This window comes from Actinomadura nitritigenes (genome assembly GCF_017573545.1).
In the GTDB taxonomy this organism is placed as follows: Bacteria; Actinomycetota; Actinomycetes; order Streptosporangiales; family Streptosporangiaceae; genus Spirillospora; species Spirillospora nitritigenes.
The window spans coordinates 1-16,482 of sequence record NZ_JAGEOK010000072.1; the positions used below are offsets into that span (position 1 = coordinate 1).

11 protein-coding genes and 5 pseudogenes are annotated in these 16,482 nt (G+C 68.9%); 5 read left to right on the forward strand and 11 right to left on the reverse strand.

The features are described 5' to 3' along the window. Positions 1-114 (forward strand): annotated as a pseudogene (locus J4557_RS48210) (IS5/IS1182 family transposase); the annotation flags it as partial. A 2-nt stretch (positions 115-116) separates the two neighbouring features. Next, a pseudogene (locus J4557_RS50585) lies at positions 117-526 on the forward strand (transposase); the annotation flags it as partial. A 213-nt stretch (positions 527-739) separates the two neighbouring features. On the opposite strand, the gene J4557_RS48215 reads toward J4557_RS50585, so the two are convergent. Beyond that, entirely contained in the window at positions 740-2,530 is a 1,791-nt protein-coding gene (locus tag J4557_RS48215; RefSeq protein ID WP_208274616.1) for a RecQ family ATP-dependent DNA helicase, read from the reverse strand. Positions 2,531-2,794: 264 nt separating this feature from the next. On the opposite strand from J4557_RS48215, the gene J4557_RS48220 reads away from it, so the two are divergent. Then, positions 2,795-3,409 (forward strand): class I SAM-dependent methyltransferase, encoded by a 615-nt coding sequence (locus tag J4557_RS48220; RefSeq protein WP_208274618.1) that lies wholly within the window; start codon positions 2,795-2,797, stop codon positions 3,407-3,409. A 752-nt stretch (positions 3,410-4,161) separates the two neighbouring features. Here J4557_RS48220 and J4557_RS48225 read toward each other — a convergent pair. Both J4557_RS48225 and J4557_RS52435 read right to left on the reverse strand, forming a co-directional pair. After that, positions 4,162-6,300: an MMPL family transporter gene (locus J4557_RS48225; RefSeq protein WP_208274620.1), complete on the reverse strand. Its 2,139-nt coding sequence runs from the start codon at positions 6,298-6,300 to the stop codon at positions 4,162-4,164. Positions 6,301-6,329: 29 nt separating this feature from the next. Next, on the reverse strand, positions 6,330-6,965 hold the full coding sequence (locus tag J4557_RS52435; RefSeq protein WP_243777522.1) for a zinc-binding dehydrogenase: 636 nt from the start codon (positions 6,963-6,965) through the stop codon (positions 6,330-6,332). 103 nt (positions 6,966-7,068) lie between these two features. Here J4557_RS52435 and J4557_RS50595 point away from each other — a divergent pair, with 103 nt between their 5' ends. Beyond that, positions 7,069-7,659: a TetR/AcrR family transcriptional regulator gene (locus tag J4557_RS50595; RefSeq protein WP_243777523.1), complete on the forward strand. Its 591-nt coding sequence runs from the start codon at positions 7,069-7,071 to the stop codon at positions 7,657-7,659. Positions 7,660-8,033: 374 nt separating this feature from the next. Here the strand turns inward: J4557_RS50595 and J4557_RS48240 are convergent, their stop codons facing one another. From J4557_RS48240 to J4557_RS52440, 7 genes and pseudogenes are all read right to left on the reverse strand, one after another. After that, the gene (locus J4557_RS48240) at positions 8,034-9,053 is read right to left on the reverse strand and encodes a LacI family DNA-binding transcriptional regulator (protein ID WP_208274622.1); all 1,020 of its coding nucleotides are present in this window, start codon (positions 9,051-9,053) and stop codon (positions 8,034-8,036) included. Between the two features lie 208 nt (positions 9,054-9,261). Then, positions 9,262-10,932 carry an amylo-alpha-1,6-glucosidase gene (locus tag J4557_RS48245; protein WP_208274623.1) on the reverse strand — a complete coding sequence of 557 codons (1,671 nt, stop codon included), beginning with the start codon at positions 10,930-10,932 and terminating at the stop codon, positions 9,262-9,264. Between the two features lie 147 nt (positions 10,933-11,079). After that, the gene (locus J4557_RS48250) at positions 11,080-11,898 is read right to left on the reverse strand and encodes a carbohydrate ABC transporter permease (RefSeq protein ID WP_208274624.1); all 819 of its coding nucleotides are present in this window, start codon (positions 11,896-11,898) and stop codon (positions 11,080-11,082) included. Beyond that, a complete protein-coding gene (locus J4557_RS48255; RefSeq protein ID WP_307800629.1) occupies positions 11,895-12,734 on the reverse strand; it encodes a carbohydrate ABC transporter permease in 840 nt (279 codons plus the stop codon). Before J4557_RS48255 ends, J4557_RS48250 begins: the two co-directional genes overlap by 4 nt. A gap of 179 nt (positions 12,735-12,913) precedes the next feature. Next, positions 12,914-14,155 (reverse strand): annotated as a pseudogene (locus tag J4557_RS50600) (sugar ABC transporter substrate-binding protein). A gap of 555 nt (positions 14,156-14,710) precedes the next feature. Then, entirely contained in the window at positions 14,711-14,890 is a 180-nt protein-coding gene (locus J4557_RS50605; RefSeq protein WP_243777525.1) for a hypothetical protein, read from the reverse strand. A gap of 101 nt (positions 14,891-14,991) precedes the next feature. Then, positions 14,992-15,087, reverse strand: a pseudogene (locus tag J4557_RS52440) (hypothetical protein); the annotation flags it as partial. Positions 15,088-15,161: 74 nt separating this feature from the next. Between J4557_RS52440 and J4557_RS48275 the strand changes: the two are divergent. Beyond that, positions 15,162-15,737, forward strand: a complete 576-nt coding sequence (locus tag J4557_RS48275) for a hypothetical protein (RefSeq protein WP_208274630.1) — start codon at positions 15,162-15,164, stop codon at positions 15,735-15,737. Between the two features lie 631 nt (positions 15,738-16,368). On the opposite strand, the pseudogene J4557_RS48280 reads toward J4557_RS48275, so the two are convergent. Then, positions 16,369-16,482 (reverse strand): annotated as a pseudogene (locus J4557_RS48280) (IS5/IS1182 family transposase); the annotation flags it as partial.

Sequence of the window (16,482 nt, forward strand, 5' to 3'; positions counted from 1 at the left end):
GCCCAGCTCAAGTCATGGCGAATCCTGCGGAAGCTGCGCTGCTGCCCCCACCGCGCCGGCCGCCTCGCCAAAGCCATCCACACCCTGCAACTCCGCGAGACCGCATCACACTGAAAAAGGCTCACTGGAGCCGGCTCACCAAGGATCTGCGTCAGATCTACACCGCCCCTACCGAAGCAGCCGCCGAACTGCGGTTCGGCGACTTCGAAGCCGAATGGGGCGACCGGTATCCGGCGATCATCAGGCTGTGGCGGGACGCCTGGCCGACCTTCACGCCGTTCCTGGTGTTCCCGGCCGAGATCCGCAAGGTCGTCTACACCACCAACGCGATCGAGAGCCTGAACGCCCGGTTCCGCCAGGCCACCCGCGGGCGCGGGCACTTCCCCACCGAACAGCCGCCCTCAAGGTCCTCTACCTGGTCATCCGCCAACCCCTGAAAGGCAGGCCCAACGTGTCTGGTGAAACGCCCGGGTGGAAGGCAGCGCTGAACGCGCTATCCCTGTACTACGGTGACCGCATCACCCTGACTGAAAGCCGATCATCGCCCCACCCACGGACTTTCAGGCTCTGTCGCTCTTTTTTTCAGACAGTCCCGGCTGCCGCAACCAGATGATGCATCCGCGCAGGTGTAGTCCGGCCTGGTAGCTGCGCTTTGGCGTACATGTTCGACGGCTCCTGCCCCCCGCCGACCCGAAGCGGGTAGGACTGGCGGTATCCGTCCTGCGAGACCCACGCCAGGTCAAGGCACGGTGGTGGATTCCTTGCTATCTGCGGCGGCCTTGTTCCGGCGTGTTCGGGGGGTGCGTTGGCGGGCCCGTCCGCGTCGGGCTGGTGGGCGAGGTGCGTCGGACCGAAGGGTGAGGAGGCCGTTGTCGCGCTGGATCGCATCCAGGGACAGCGTGCGGTAGCCGGCTTCCCCGAAGAGCACGGTGATGCGGTCGGGTTCCACCCGCATCACCGTTCCGGTCCCCCATGCGGCGTGCTGCACTTCGGCGTGCAGGGGGAACGGGGCCTCTTCAGTCCGGTCCGGCGGGGTGGACGTTCTATTGGGACGGTTCGTGGCAGTCGCCCCGGCCTGGCAGATGTCGCAGTGCCCGCATGAGCCCAGGTAGGGCTCGCCTAGGTATTCCAGAAGGAAACGGCGACGGCAATCCGTCGTCTCCGCGTAGGCGCGCATCATGTCGATGCGTGATTCGTCGACGCGGCGGTGTTTCTCGTCGAGTTCGGTGGCGCGTGCCACGGCCTCTTCGGGCGGTGGTCCCTCCTGGACGTATCGCAGGTGTCCGCGGCCGGTCGTTTCCACGGCTCCGGCCTGTTCCAGGAGGTTCACCAGGCCGGTCAGCTTGGATGCGCCGACGCCCAGCGTGGTACGCATCTCGGTTGCCGGAACGGTGCCACCGTGGGTCTGCAGGAGCGTCGCGGTCTGAAGTAGTTTCTCTTCGTCGGGCTTACCTGCGGCGAAGAAGCGGCGTAGGCCAAGGTCTTGTGAGCGGTAGTAGAGGACGGCGGCCGCGGGTTCGCCGTCACGTCCGGCGCGGCCGATCTCCTGGTAGTACGACTCCGGGGATTCGGGTGGAGCGGTGTGGAGGACATAGCGGACGTCCGGCTTGTCGATTCCCATGCCGAACGCCGAGGTGGCCACCACGACATCGAGCTCGTCATTCTGGAACGCCTCGTGCACCCGCTTGCGGTCCGCCGCCTTCATCCCGGCGTGATAGGAAGCCGCACGCAGGCCCGCCGCGGTCAGTTCCTCGCCGTATGACTCGGCGTCCCGCCGGGTGGCGACGTAGACGAGGCCCAGTCCCTTCCGCCCGCCGGCGTCCTCGATCAGCGCCTTTCTCTTGTCCGTCTCCTCGTGAAACCGCCGTACCTTCAGGGACAGGTTCGGCCGGTCGAAACCGCGGACGATCTGCTGGGCCTCCGCCAGCCCGAGCGTCGCGAGGATGTCGTCGCGTACCGGTGGCGAGGCGGTCGCGGTCAGGGCGATGACCGGGGGGTGGCCGAGGCGCTCGATCACCCGGCCGAGCCGCTGGTAGTCCGGCCGGAAGTCGTGGCCCCACGTGGAGACGCAGTGCGCCTCGTCGACGGCTATCAGAGAGGGGCGCACGGTGGCGAGCCGCTCCACGACCGACGGCTTGGCCAGCTGCTCGGGTGAGAGGAAGATGTACTCGGCTCGGCCCGCCCGGATCTGGTCCATGGCGTCCTCGCTCGCCCCCTCGGACTGGGCGGAGTTGACCATCACGGCTCCGCCGGCGTCGCGGCCGGTGAGCGCGAGCATCTGGTCCCGCTGCAAGGCGATCAGGGGCGAGATCACCACGGTCGGCCCGGGAAGCAGTTGGGCGGGGACCTGGTAGACGGCCGACTTGCCGCCGCCGGTCGGCATGACCAGCAGGACGTCGCGGCCTCGCAGCAGGTGCTCCATCGCCTCGCCCTGGCCCGGGCGCAGGTCCGGCCAGCCGAAGACCTCCCTGGCCACCCGGCGCAGCCGGCGGCGCCTGCCCATCCGGCCCCAGACGTCCCGCATGCCCATTCAGTCCTCCTCGCGCCGTGTCACCGCCGCCGAGTTCGAGGGCCGTGCGCCGGCGTGGCACCGACCGTCCTCCCTCGACGGGGGCGACGAAACACGCAGAGATCTTTCTCAGAAGCGCCGGCGGAAACGTCCAGCGGCATTGCGCTGCGCAAACGCCCGCCGACCGCCTGCCGGAACCGGCGTTCCGGGGGCGTTGCAGTGGATCGGAAGCCTCGGATGTGCTCGGATACCGTGGCTTACCCGGCTACTGCGAAGGAGGCGTCGATGAGCCGCTGGTCCGATCTGGCCGGTGAGAGTTCCGGGGCGGCCTACGCCGCCCGGTTCGCCGACCTCGCCGCCGCCGGGGCGGACGTGCACGGCGAGGCGCGGCTGTGCGCGTCGCTGGTCCCGCCCGGTTCGCGAGTGCTGGACGCCGGCACCGGGACCGGACGGGTCGCGATCCGGCTCGCCGAACTCGGCTATTCCTGCGTCGGAGTGGACCTGGACGCCTCCATGCTGGCCGAGGCTCGCCGGATGGCCCCCGAGATGACCTGGATCAGGGCCGATCTGGCCACCTTCGAGCCGCCGGACGCCGATCCCTTCGATCTCGTCGTGGCCGCGGGCAACGTCATCCCCCTGCTGGCTCAAGGCACCGAGCCCGCGGCGATCCGGGCGCTGGCCGAGACCCTGCGTCCGGGTGGACTTCTCGTCGCGGGGTTCGGCCTGGACGCCGCTCACCTTCCGGTGCCGCCGACCGTGGATCTGGCGAGCTACGACGCCTGGTGTGCAGCCGCCGGGCTGAGCTTCCACCAGCGCTTCGCCACCTGGGACGGCGACGACTACCGCGGCGGCGGCTACGCCGTCAGTGTGCACCGCCGGGGCTCCCGCGCGGACGGGTGATGGGCAGGCGGGGCGGCAGGGACCCGGACGGAGCCCACCTCACCTTCTCCGCCGCCCATGGGCTGCGTCCACCGCTATCGCGAGTCGCGTACGCGCTGGACGAGGTTTTCGGCGGCCTCGACGCCAGTGGCAACGGTGGAAGGCGGCCTGCCGGGGACGTCCGCCAGTTGGCAGACCGCCGTCACCCGGCGGCGCATCGCCGTCAGCGGAGCCGAGGACGACCACCCGTTCGTCCTCGTCTACGACGCGTCACGGGCCGTCGCCTCGGCCGCTTCACTGGTTGGTTGCAAGGGCTCGGAGACGACTGGGCGGCGATCGGCCACGACGCCAAGGCGAACACGCTCACCTACGACTTCGTTCGCGTCTGACTACCCGCCGGTGGCGTCTCACGGGTCGGCGCGCAGGGCGCCGCGGGCAGGATGTGCGCGCCGTCGATGTCGTAGCCGGTCCTACCCGAACCGATAGATCAAAGATCTATCGGTTACCCCCTGACCAGTGAGCTGGTCTTGAGTTCTGCCGTCTTCTGGACTGCCGCCGCGAACTGTCCTGAACGAGTACAAGCATGCTGCTTGACCTGCGTGGACGTAGTTTTCGGCAAGTGCAGGGCTGCGGGTGTGCGTGCCGGGGTGGTCGGCGGATGCGGGTTCGTTGGTGGCGCCAGCCAGTGACTTTCGAGCGGTGGTTGGCGCTTCTGCCTTGCCGCCGCAAGTCGCACTCTCTCTCCAACCACCGCTCGATTGTCCCTGCCGCCGCTACGCCACCGGCTCGATCACGGAGCCGCGTGACGGTTCCGGATCCGCCGGGCTCTCGGCGCTCACCGTGGGCAGGATCCGGTCCAGCGGCCCGGGCAGCCACCAGGCGGCCCGGCCGAGGAGCGCGAGCGCGGCCGGGACGATGGTCATCCGGACCACGAAGGCGTCCAGCAGTACCGCGACGCCGAGACCGAAGCCGAGCATCTTGATCATCGCTTCGGTGGAGCCGACGAACCCGGCGAAGACGCTGATCATGATGAGTGCCCCCGCGGTGACGACCCGGGCGTTGTGGGTGAACCCGGCGGTGACGGCCGCCCGCGGATCCGCGCCGCCGGCGTGGGCCTCGCGCATGCGGCTGACCAGGAACACCTCGTAGTCCATCGCCAGTCCGAACACGACCCCGATCAGGAAGATCGGCATCGTGCTCATGATCGGGCTGGTCTGCTCGACCCCGAACGCCCCGGCCAGCCAGCCCCATTGGAACACCGCGACGATGGCGCCGAGCGCGGCCAGTACCGACAGCAGGAAGCCCAGCGCCGCCTTGAGCGGTACGAGCACGGACCGGAAGACCACCAGCAGCAACAGGAAGGCCAGCCCTGCCACCAGGGCCAGATACGGCAGTACGGCGTCGCTGAGCCGCTGCGAGATGTCGATGTTCAGCGCGGTCCGCCCCGTCACCAGCACCCGCGCCCCGTCCACGGTCCGGCCGGCCCGGATCGCTGAGACCAGATCATGCGTGGCGGCGTCGTTCGGCCCGGACTTCGGCACGACCGCCAGCGTCGCGGCATCGCCCGCCGTGTCGAACCGGGCCGGGCCCACCGACACCACGTCCGGCAGTTTCGCGATCGTCGCGCTGGCCCTGGCCGCCGCCGCCCTGGTATCCGCGCCACCGTCGACGACGACCAGCAGCGGCCCGTTGAGGCCGGGCCCGAAGCCGTCGGTCAGCATGTCGTACGCCCTGCGCTGGGTCGTGTCCTTGCCGAGATGCCCGTCGTCCGGCAGGGCCATCCGCAGCCCGGTCACCGGCAGCGCCAGCACCCCGAGCCCGAGCACCGCCACGATCAGCACCGCCGCCGGCCGGGCCAGCACGAACCGCGCCCAGCGTGTGCCCAGTCCGGTCGCGACCGTCCCGGCCCGCCCTTTGCGGGTCCTGCGGGACAGCACCATCCGGCCCGCGAAACCGAACAGCGCCGGGGTCAGGGTCAGCGCGATGAGCACCGCGACGACGACCGTCGCTGCGGCGGCCATCCCCATCTTGGTGAGGTTGGGGATGTCCACCACCGCGAGACCGGCGAGCGCGATGACGACCGTCAGCCCGGCGAACACCACCGCAGACCCGGCGGTGCCCAGCGCCCGGCCGATCGCCGCCTCGCGCTCATGGCCGTCGGCCAGTTCGCTCCGATAGCGGGAGACGATGAACAAGGCATAGTCGATGCCCACCGCCAGCCCGATCATCAGCGCCAGGATCGACGTCGTACTGGACAGATGCAGCGGGCCGCTCAGCGCGGTGATGCCGGTGACCCCGATGGCCACGCCGATCAGCGCGGTGACCAGTGGCAGTCCGGCCGCGACCAGGGACCCGAAGGTGAGGATCAGCACCAGTGCGGTGACCAGGAGGCCGACCACCTCGACGGAGCCGACCTTGGGCGCGGCGGTGAGCGCGTCCCCGCCGGTTTCGACGACCATTCCGGCGGCGCGGCCGTCTCGGGCCGCCTTCTTGAGCGCGTCCAGCGTCGCGGTGGTCAGTTCGGTCGCGGTGGTCTTGTACGAGACCTGGGTGTAGGCGATCGTCCCTGACCGGTTCGGCACCGGATCGGTCACCGCGGCGACCTGCGCCGACCCGGACCGCAGCTCGGCCACGACCCGCCGCACGGCGCCCAGATCGAGGTCGCGTCCGGCCGGGGCTCGGAACACCATCCGGGCGGTCGCCCCGTCCGCCGCCGATCCGGGGAAGCGCTGGGCGACGATGTCGAATGCGTGCTGCGACTCGGTGCCGGGTACGGTCAGCGGGCTGTTGGCGGGCTTGGCCGACGACGCCGCCGCGAACACGAAGGCCATCAGGACCATCGCCCAGGCCACCAGGACGATCCAGCGTCGCCGGAAGGCGAGCCGCCCCAGCAGGGAGAGAAACGTTGCCACGTACGAACTCCAAAGGCTCGGCGTGCAGGTCAGGGGTGCAGGAGGATCGTGCCGATGTTGCGGCGCGCTTCCAGGTCGGCATGGGCGTCGGCGGCCCGCTCCAGCGGGTGGCTGCGATGGATCCGCGGCGTCAGCTCCCCTAGGCTCACCGCCCTGAGTACGCCCTCGACGTTGGCGCGCTGCTCGGCCTGGGGCTTGGCCCGCACGATGCCGAGCGCTCCGACGAGGGTGAGCCCTTCCCGCCGATGTCCTTGGTGTCGATCGTCGAGTCGCCGCTGGCGAACCCGTAGACGCCGATCCGGCCGGACCCGGCCGCCTGGCCAGTTGTACGAGCAGGGATCCGATCCGCCCGGCCGCTGCGGTGACCAGCACGCAGTCCCCGGGCCCCACCCGGAGGGCGCTGAGGATCCCGGCCGCCAGCCCGCCGGCCTGGAAGACGGCCACCGCCTTGTCCAGTGGCAGCCCCTTGGGCAGGTGGTACGCACCGGCTGCCGCCACCCGGGCGAATTGCGCGTACCCGCCCGACGTCCCCGAAGATCACCCCGGCGGCCCCGACCGCCACCAGCACCTCCCCAGCCTCTGGTACCGGGTCCTCGACCTCGGCGACCCGCAAGACCTCCGGCGCTCCGAACGCGCGTACCTGCACAGCCCGCATCGCGAGACATCCCCTTTCGAACGAGACAATGTGCCTCTTACGATGCGAGGAGTCCACACCGGCCACCAGTCACAGATCACTTGGTCCGTACGTACCTGGACAAGGAGCAGAAATTGTCTCGGCCAGCGGAGAACGTCCGGATCCGCCGCACCCGCACGCTGCTACGCGACGCCCTGGTCGAGCTGATCGAGGAGCGCGGCTTCGAGAAGACCACCGTCGGCGAGATCTGCGAGCGCGCCATGGTCAGCCGCGCCGCCTTCTACCGCAACTACCGCGACAAGTACCACCTCGTCGAGCAGATCTTCGACGAAGCCCGCGCCGGCCTGCAGGTCACCGTCGCCGCCTCCGACCCCCGCCCGCCACTGGAGCGCTGGGTCGGGTTCCTGGAGCACATCGACGCCTACCACCGCATGTACGGCGCGCTGCTGGGCCGCCGGGGGAGCCCCTGGTTCGCCGAGCGGATGCGCATTTCGATGGCCGAGATCGGCATCCGCCACCTCCAGCTCCCCGAGACCGCCCGCGGCCTGGTCCCCAACGTGCTCGGCGCGATGTTCGTCCAGTCCATCACCTGGTGGCTGGACAACGACCGCCCCACGACCCCCCGCGAGATCGCGATCCAGACCTCCGCCCTGGCCCGTGCCATCATGACCGAAGCCAATTCCTGGGCGGCTGACGCAGGTGAGTCGAGTGAGTCGAGCTTGTAACTCGAAGAGAGATACGGCGCCACTCTCGACGGCGGCCCGGTCGACGAGGACCCCGATGGTGCGGACGCCGCCTTCGGAGTGGCCGGCGTCGAGGTAGGCCTTTGGACAGTGTGTTCGGGTGATCTTTGCGTAGTACTGGGTGGTGTCGGCTGACCGGTGCCCGAGCCAGGTCTGCAGCTCGAAGAGGGTCATCGGCTCCTTGGCGTTGTGCGAGTTGTTCGGGTGTCGACGCCGACCGTGTGCCGGGGGGCGGCCGCCCGGCGCCGCTCCTCGTGCCGGCACCGGTCACGCGCCGGCCTGGTGTCCGTTGTGGAGGACTGACCGTTCGGGCTGGTCATGCCGCACCTTTCGCGGCGGTGGCCCATGGGCGGTGGTCATTCACCGAGGACGGGCGGGGGCCCGGTGCTCGCGCGCAAGACGATTCTGGGGGTGAGGAGCTGGTGCCGGGCCGGCTTCTCGGGCGTCCTCATCCGCTCCAGCAGGAGGTCGATCGCGATGCGCCCCATCTCGAGTGCGGGTTGGGCGGCGGCGGTGAGCGCGGGGGTGACGGCCTCGGCCCAGCGTTCGGCGGAGATGCCGGTCACCGACATGTCCCGCGGTATCTTCCTGCCCGCGTCGGCCAGGCCGCGGTAGAGGCCGCCGAGCGATGCCTCGTTGATGGTGACGATGCCTGTGACCTCGGGTTGGCTGGACAGGATCTGCTGGACGCAACGCTCGCCGGCTGCGGCGTCGTCGTCGCAGGTGTACGCGGTACCGGTGAGACCGGTCTCCTGGAGGGCGACCTCGAAGCCGTCGAGGCCTCGGCGAGCCGACTCGTAGCCCGACCGCAGGAGCTTCTCCGAGCGGTTCACGAAGGCCAGGTGGTGGTGGCCGAGGTCCGACAGGTGCCGGACGCAGCGTCGCACGAGGTTCAGGTAGTCCAGATCCACCCAGGCGGTGCCCTCGGGGTTACCGGTCCGGCCGATGGTCACGAAGGGGAAGCCGGTGTCGCGCAGCCGCTCGACGCGGGGGTCCTGGAGCCGTATCTCCATCAGGATGACTCCGTCGACCCGCCGCTCGCCGACCAGACGCTGGAACGACGCGTCCACGTCCGCGCCCCGGGGGGACATGAGGACGTCGTAGTCATGGGCGCCGGCCGCTTCGACCACACCGCCGATGAAGGCCAGCTGCATGTCGGTGTAATGGCTGCTCGCAGGCGGAAAGACCATGCCCAGGGCGCGGGTTTCGCCGCGTGCCAGGGCGCGTGCGCTGGCGTTCGGCTGGTACCCCATCTCGTTGATCACGCGCTGGATCCGCCGGCGGGTCTTCTCCGACACCGGCCGCTTGCCCGACAGCGCATAGGAGACCGTGCTGCGGGACACCCCCGCACGGCGTGCGATCTCGCCGATGTTCACTGGCGAGGCGTCAGATCGGCTCAAGAGGTCCTCCGGCGGAGCGAGGCTGGGGTTTGCGGGCCGGCCCGGCCGACCTGCGCATCGGCCACGGATCCCTGTGGCGAATCGGTTCGATTAGAAGCTAAGGGTTGACGTCGCACACCGTCAATTCCCGGGGATGCGTCGCCGTGGGGAGGCCTTCGAACCGATTCGACATAGAGTGGGCTGGTCAGCCGGAGCGGCGTGGTCCCGTTCGGGCGACGTGGGCCGCGGCCAGCAGCAGATACGCGCTGGCGGTCCAGGTGTAGGCGCGGTCGCGCAGGCCGGCGCCGGTGAGGGCGTCGAAGTTCTCGGCGAATCCGGACCGCTCGCACAGGGCGCGGAAACGGGCGCTGATCTCGTCGGCCGGCGCGGTGTGGCCGGCGCGGCGCAGGCCGTTCTCGATGAGGATGGTGGAGGGAGCCCAGATCGGCCCGCGCCAGTAGCCGTCGGCCTGGTAGTGGGGCGAGCCGGGCCGTTCGGTGGCGAGCCCGAACTCGGTGAGATGGGCGGCGATCCGCGTCGCGAGAGCGTCGGCGATCTCGTTGGGGAGCTCCGCGCCCAGGACGATCGGCATGAGGTCGAGCAGGCCGTCGGTGTGCCAGTCCTGGCCGGAGACGACGCCGCGGGTGTGGAAGTGGTCGCCGCGCCACAGGAGCGCGAACATGTCGGTCTGGAGCCGGTCGGCGGCGGTCCGCCAGCGTTCGGCGTCCGCGTCGTGGCTGAGCTCGGCGGCGAGGGCGGCCACTTGGCGGAGCTGGAGGATGAGGAACGCAGGCAGATCCGCAGACTCGACCAGCCGTTCGGGGTCGAACGCGGTGGCGTTGTCCCAGCCGGAGTCGTTGCCGTGCTGGTAGTGCGGTAGCGGGCTGCCGGGGGCGCGCCGGGTCGTCAGCCAGAACTCGGTCCACGCCGCCAGGCGCCGGTAGGTCTCGTCCAGTTCCTCGCGCGTCAGCTCTCGGGGGAGGGCTCGGCGGAGCAGCCCGAACGCCCAGCCGTGGATGGGCGGCTTGACGAAGTTGTAGAGGATCTCCGAGTGCGTGACGGAGTCGGGCAGCGCCCCACTGGGGTCCTGGTGGTCGAAGGGCAGCTGGAACTGGTCGATCGCCAGGTCGGGGGCGCCCGGGGCCAGGGCGAGGGCGTTGAAGCAGTGGTCCCAGCTCCACACCTTGTTCATCCAGTGCTTGGACATCAGTACGCCCGGGCGGCCGAGGAATCCCGTCGGGCGGACCGTGGACGACCACAGCAGGTAGACCGCCAGGTCCGCCGCGGGCGTCTCGCCAGTGCGCCACGGCGCGACCGCGTCCACGAACTCGCGGAACGCCTTCGCCACGGCTAGGACGAGCCCGTCGAACGTCCCGTCCGAACGGCAGGGCGGCCGGCCGCTCTCGTACTCCTCGATCGCGATCTCCCACGGCCGCTGGTCGGCGCCGATGACGAGCCGCCGGTTCGCGTGGCCGAGAGCCTGGAGGCCCTCGCTCTCGACGCTCCCCGACAGGACCGTCACGCGGTAGCGACGGCCGGTCTCGTACGAGGTCAGCACGTAGGCGGCTGCAACCGGGTCGTGGAAGAAGTAGCCCCCGGTGAAGGGGGTCAGTTCCGCTTCCGCCACGGACAGGCACAACCCCAGACGGCCGTTGCCGCGCACCCGGACGACGTCCTCGGAGGCGAAGACGGCCTGGATCTCGTCGCCCGCCGAGTCCCATGACAGCAGTGCCGGCGTACCGGTGACCGTCGCTTGGACACGCTTCGCACCCCGCACGGGAGTCAACCGGAACACCGGGTGCATCCCTCCGGTATGGCTCATCAGATGCAGGTCGTCGGCGTAGGTGGCGTGCGCGGTCACCGGGGAGATCGCCAACCACGAACCATGGGTGCTGAAGGGGATCTCGCGCAGCGAAAAGGTCGGGCTGACGGATGTGGCGGTCGGGGGAGCACTGGTCATGAAGGCTTCCAGTTTCTGGGCATGGGTGAACGGGCGGAGCGGCCGGGCTGCGGGGGAGGAGGCTCAGTCCTTGACGGCTCCGGTGGTCGCGCCCGCCGCGATATGGCGCTGGGCGGCGATGAGGATCAGCGTGGTGGGGATCGAGGCGACGACCGCGGCGGCCATGATGGCGTTCCACTGCTGGTTGTTGTTGCCGATGTAGTGGTAGATGCCGAGGGTGATGGGCTGGTGGTCGCCCCCGCTGTCGAGCGTGCTGGCGAAGACGAAGTCCGACCACGACCACAGGAAGGCGAACAGCGACACTGTGATGGCGGCGGTGCGGCTGATCGGCAGCACGATCGACCAGAAAATCCGCACCGAGCCCGCGCCGTCCACCTTCGCGGCCTGGAGCAGTTCGCCGGGTATGCCGGACATGAACGCGGTGAAGATCAGGACGGCGAACGGGACCGCGAGCGTGGAGTCGGCGACGATCAGCCCGGGCACGGTGTTGAGAAAACCGAGGCTGAGGTAGATGGCATAGAAGCCCATCGCCATGATGATCGCCGGGATCATCTGGGCTGCCAGCAGTAGGAAGCTCAGCACGCCGCCGCCGCGGGGCCGCAGGAGGGCCAGCGAGTAGCCGGCCGGGGCGGCGAGCGCGACCGTCAGCAGGACGGTGCCCATGCCGACGAGCAGGCTCGTGCCCAGGTAGGGCAGCTGCTGGTCGAAGACGGCCGAGTAGCCCTCGAAGGTCGGGTGCGTGGGGAAGAAGCTCGGCGGGGTGCGCCGCATGTCGCTGTCGCGGGTGAAGGAGCTGTTGACCATCCAGTAGACGGGGAACAGCATGATCGCGGTGAGGACGAGCGCGATCGCGGTCTTCCACCGGCTTCTGGACGGCGTCATGCGATCACCTTCTTCCGCTCGGTGCGGATGTAGATCAACCCGAACACCAGCGCGGCCAGGACCAGGAGGTTGCCGACCGCGGCGCCGAGCCCGAAGGAGGGCAGCATGCTGCCGAACCCGAGCCGGTAGGACCAGGTCGCGAACGTCGTCGAGGAGTCGACCGGCCCGCCCTTGGTCATGATCCAGATGATGTCCAGCACCTTGAGGGTGTAGATGAGACCGAGCAGCAGGGTGATGGCCGACACCGGCCGCAGCAGCGGGAAGCTGATCCTCCAGAAGCGCTGCCAGGCGTTCGCGCCGTCCAGCGCGGCCGCCTCGTGCAGGCTTTCCGGGATCGTCTGCAGACCGCTGTAGAGCACGACCAGATTGAACGGGATGCCGATCCAGACATTGGCGATCGTCACCGCCGACAGCGACCATTCCGGCGAGGTCAGCCAGTCGACCTTCCCGAGCCCGAGCAGGCCGAGCAGGTAGTTGACGACGCCGGTCTCGGAGTTCAGCAACCAGGACCAGGTGGACGCCGACACGATCAGCGGGAGCAGCCACGGCACGAGGAACAGGGCGCGGAGCACCACCGACAGCCGGAAATGGCGGGAGAAGAACACCGCGAGCGCCAGCCCGATCGTGAACTGGAAGAACAGCGATGCGCCGGTGAACACGACGGTGTGCCAGAGCGCGGGGGCGAAGGTCTTGTCGGAGAAGACCTCACGGTAATTGTCCAGTCCGGTGAACGGCGCTCCGCCGGACACGAAGGACCGGACGGTGTAGTCGCGCAGGCTCAGGTCGAGGTTGCGGTAGAGCGGATAGGCGTAGAACAGCAGCAGATAGATGACCACGGGGACGAGGAAGGCCCAGGCTGCCCACTGGGGTGAGCGCCTGCGCCCCCTCTTCCCGCCTCGCGGGGCGAGGGCCGGCTTCCGCGGTGAGGCTGACATGGTGGTTTCCGCCTCCCGGCGGCCGGCGATGCGAGCGGTGTCCATGCCGAGGTGTCTTCCTCCAGACGGTGCGGCCGGCGCTACTTCACCGACGACTGAGCGGTCTTCATCGCCGAAGCCGGCGACGAGGAGCCGGACAGGGCGGCCTGGACCGCCGTCCACATCTGCTGGGAGATCTTCGGGTACTTGGTCCCGAGGTCATCGCTGGTCCGGCCCTTGGCCGCACCGACGGCGTCGACCCACACCTTCAGTTCCGGCTTGGCCGCGACCTGCTTCTGCTGGACATCGGCGGACGGAGCGATGTAGGACAGCGTCGTGTCGGCGGTGAGGGAGTTGTCCCCGCTGGTAAGGCAGTTGACGATCTTCTTGGACGCGTCGTAGCGGGCGCCCTTTTTCTGCACGGGCACGGTGACGAACTCGCCGCCCGTCGGCGCGGGAGCCGTGCCGCCGGCCTTGGCCGGGATCGGGATGATGCCGTAGCCGAACCCGGCCTTCTTGGCGTTCTCCAGCTGCCAGGTGCCGTTCTCGGCGAAGGCATAACCGCCCGCGGCGAACTCCTGCCAACTGGTCGTCTGCGTGTTGGTGAGGACCGACTTGGGCGCCAGTCCCTTCTTCACCCAGTCGTCCCACAGCGACAGCGCGTCGACGCCGCCCTAGCCGTCGAGCTGGGTGAGCCGCCCCTGCGCACCCCAGAACCAGGGCAGGAACTGGAAGCTGCCCTCTTCGGTGCCTATCGCCGAGAAGGTGATGCCCTTCTTGCCCTTGGCCTTGACCTTGTCCAGGGCCGCGTTGAGCGATGCCCAGTCCTTCACCGAGGCCGGGTCGACGCCTGCGGCGTCCAGGACCTTCTTGTTGTAGAAGAGCGCGAGGGTGTTGGCGCCGATCGGGATACCGAAGGTCTTGCCTCCGGACTGGCCCGCCGCGATCAGGTTCGGCGCGATCCGGGAGACGTCGACGCCGGTCTCCTGAGTCGTGGTGAGAACGCCCGCGTCGGCCAGCGTCGAGACGACCGGGTTGTCGACGATCAGGACGTCGGGCGCGTTGCCCTGCTGGGCCGCCAGGAGCGCCTTGTTCGTCAGGTCGGTGGTGTCGTAGGCGGTGCGCTTGATCGTGATGCCCGCGCCGGCGGCGCACGTGCCGATCAGCTTCGCCCAGGCCGAGGAACCATCGAACTGCGGGTAGGGGTCCCATAGCGTGTACTGGCCGTCGGCGGCGGTCCCGCCCTTGTCGGAGGACGAGCACGCGGCCAGGCCCGTCACGGCCAGGAGGGCGAGGCCCGCGCCCAGAGCGAGGACTCTGCGGGGGGTGGGAGGGGTGGTCATCGTCGTCCTTTCCCCGGGTACTGGGGAAACGGCCCGGGAATCGTCGAACCGGTTCGCGTCAGGTCTGCTGAACCCTAGGCAGATGTTTCATCGACGTCAACAGGTCCGACCATGAATCGACCTGTGAGCTGCCCAGATGGAGCTCTCAGGCTCGTCGATCGCTGCCAAGGGGCTGAGTGAAGTCAGCAGCGAATCGATTCGTTCTCGCTGCTCACCCCACCCGCCATGCGGACAGGAGCCGCCTCTGATGACCGGATCGGAGCGCCAGCGGCACGCACCGTGCCGATCCGATCGTGAAGATCGAGGGCGGCCGCAATGCCTCAGTGCCCTCAATACGTGCGAGATCGGGCATTGACACGTCCTCTCGCGGAATCGTAACCTTTGGCCGAACCGGTTCGATTGTCTCCGCCAGCGACATGCCCGCGCTATGGCGGATGCCCGCCTCGTGCATTCTGCTGCTGCGTCCCTCCCGGCGAGTCTCCAACATCCTCAAGAGAACCGGTCTAGATGTACTCGGAGAGGACCTGGACACCACCATCACCGTCGCGCAATGGCTCACCCTGGCGCGCGGTCGGGCTTGGCGAACTCGGACGCGAAGTCGAGCGCCCACGCGCCGTCCTCGTTGAGGCACATCCGCGGCCGCATCTGGCGGGAGTACTCCCCGATCTCGGCCATCGTCCGAGGCAGGTCGGTGGCACCGATCGCCTCGTGGATGCGGGCCATGCCGTCGGCCACCTCGTCGAGTTTCTCCGACGGCAGCGGCTTGGGTGGTCCGGCTGGTGGCCGCGGATGTAGCCCCAGGTAAGTCCGGCGTGCGCCCAGCGGAGGTTCTCCGCGCTGGTGGCGGCGTACGACGTGCCGTCCGGCATCGTGCCCTGGACCGTCTCGTGGTACCGGTGCACGTTCTGGCAGATCTTCTCGGCGACCTCGGTGGGGCCGAAGACGGTCGCCCAGTAGAACGAGGCCGAGCGGCCGCCGCGGCCCTTCGGTCGTTGAAGAAGTCACTGTGGTCGAGATCGCCGTACACCACGACGGGTTTGACCCCCTCGCACATCAGCCCGACGAAACCGCCTGCGATCGCGGAGAAATGCGCGCGTGGACGTACCACATCGCGCTGTCGGGAGAACCAGCCCGGGTCGTCGGCTGGCCGGTCGAAGCGCGCGCCCGGCAGCATCCCGGACTCGTACATCAGGTGGTCGAGCTTGGACTGGACCCAGCCGTGCCGACGGATCGGGTCGACGGGACGCTGGGAGCGGGGCCTCCTCGCCGTTCGACCGCCTTGCCGGTGGCCAGGGAGTATGTCCGGGCAGGGCGGGGACGCCTGCAGGCCATCGAGGGAAGTCGCCATGCGAACGATCAGTGTTCGCAGTCCGGCGGCAGTGGGGGGAAGGTTATGGGATCGCGATGCTCCTCGGCGAGCGCCGCTCCCGACGCCGGCATGATGCGACTCGAGACGGCCTTGGTCGAATTGAGGATGGAGGTCGGCGCCACGATCGGAGCGGTGTTTCTGCTGCCCCCCGAGGAGCGGGTGCTGAGGTTGGCGGTGCACTGCGGAGCCTCTTGGCAGATCGCCGCCCCGTAGCTTCGCCCGCCCTGGTCGCGCCAGCGGCGATGCCGGCTTGAGAATGGTATGGGGACACAGTTCATCTCAGTGGGACGGTGCCTGGAACACTATGAGCCAGCCCTCAGCGACCTTCGTGCTCCCGTGACCAGGCCGCCGCCGTTGCAGCTGGGCCTATTTCGCCTGACCTGGGGAGCCAGTTTCGGGAGCCAACGCCTTCAGGCTCCTACCGACCTACCGCGACTTACCTAGGGTGTTTCTGCAGGTCAGGGGCTCCCCATTCGACTTGGATGGACCTAGATCGACTTGCCTGATCTGCTTCACACCGAAGAGGTCACTGGTTCGAACCCAGTATCGCCCACGTTTCCCCAGGTGAGAGGTCACTATCTGTCGGATAGTGACCTCTTTTGCTTGTTCGGACTTGCGGAAGAGGTCACATGTTGTCAGGGAGTCTTTTCTGCAGGTCGCGAGCCTGATCACGGCGCTTTGTGCAAGTCCGGGGTGGCTCCTGGGGCAGATCTGGGGCACGGATCTTGCCCCGCTCCAACTGTGTTCAGCAGAAACACCTTCGTTTCAGTTACAGTGCGTGAGCATCCTCCGTCGATCACACGGGTCGATCGGGCTCGATCGAGGCATCGTCACTGAGCCTTTTTCAGTGTGATGCGGTCTCGCGGAGTTGCAGGGTGTGGATGGCTTTGGCGAGGCGGCCGGCGCGGTGGGGGCAGCAGCGCAGCTTCCGCAGGATTCGCCATGACTTGAGCTGGGC